This window comes from Burkholderia sp. Se-20378 (assembly GCF_017104665.1).
GTDB classification, from domain to species: Bacteria; Pseudomonadota; Gammaproteobacteria; order Burkholderiales; family Burkholderiaceae; genus Burkholderia; species Burkholderia lata.
The window spans coordinates 1-1,111 of the sequence record NZ_JAAGPG010001104.1 but is presented as its reverse complement, the minus strand read 5'-3'; the positions used below and the strand labels follow the sequence as shown (position 1 = coordinate 1,111).

Here is a 1,111-nt window from a genome sequence, read left to right as displayed (position 1 = left end):
AAACGCCGCGGCCAGCGCGGCCAGCAGCGCACGTCGCTGGTCGGCCGGCGCCGCGCGATGGTTGTATGCGACGAGGCGCAGCGCGCCATCGTCGCCGAGTTGTGCGCGCAGCAACTGCGCACCGATGCCGTCGCCCTGCGCGACGCGAATCTCTGCGCCGTCGCGCACGGCGAACAGGCCGTCCGCGAATGCGAGGCGGTAGGTATCGAGCATCGTGAATCCGTCCGGACGCACTTCAGCCAGCATGGCGCGCCTCCTGTCCCGTTTGCGTGTGTGCATCGAGCCGCGCGCCAAGTGCCGCAAGCGTCGGCGACGCGAACAGGTCGGCGACCGTCAGCGCGTGACCGGCGCGGCTGGCCGCGTCGACGAAGCGCACGACGTCGAACGAGGTCGCGCCGGCTTCGAACAGGTTGGCGTCCGCTTCCGGCGCGGCCGTTGCGAACGTGTCGGACCACAGCGCCGCGAGCGCGGCGGCCGCATGCGGCGCACGGGACGACGTTGCAGCGCGTGCATTGCCTTCCGCATGCGTGCGCTGCGACGCTTGCGCAATGGCATGCTTGTCGGGCGCGCCGAGCGCCGCTTCCGACGCGCCGGCGAAACGCGCGACTTCGTCGTGATAGACATCGACGAGCGCATCGACGAAACCGCGATCGAGCAGTTCGTCCGCATACGAGAATGCGGCGCTCACGCGGCCATCCGGATGCTCGACGACGTCCAGCTCCAGCGTGAACACGACGCGATGGCGCACCTCGTCGAATCCGGCCAGCGACAGGCCGGCCCAGTCGCGCGCCGCGGCACCGGTCGGGCGCAGGTAGTTGAACATCACCTGGAACAGCGGATTGGCCTGCGCGGCACGCGGCGCGCGCAGCGCCGCGACGACCTCCGCGAACGGCACGTCCGCGTGTGCATAGGCCATGAGCGCCGTGTCGCGCACTTGGGCGAGCACGTCCGTACGACGCGCGGCCGGGTCGAGCTGCGTGCGCACGACGACCGAATTGATGAAGAGGCCGAGCGCGTCGCGGGCCGCATCGCCCGTCAGCTCGCGCGTCGACGCGAGCACGCCGACCGGCTGGTCGGACGCCCCCGTCGTGCGGAACAGCGCGGTATTGAG

General features: G+C 71.0%; 1 protein-coding gene and 1 pseudogene. Both read right to left on the bottom strand.

The window, feature by feature from the left end:
• Window positions 1-246 (bottom strand): annotated as a pseudogene (locus G3N93_RS40410) (N-acetyltransferase); the annotation flags it as partial.
• A partial coding sequence (locus tag G3N93_RS40405) for a condensation domain-containing protein (protein ID WP_241026921.1) occupies window positions 236-1,111 on the bottom strand: 876 nt, incomplete at its 5' end. The pseudogene G3N93_RS40410 and the gene G3N93_RS40405, both read right to left, overlap by 11 nt.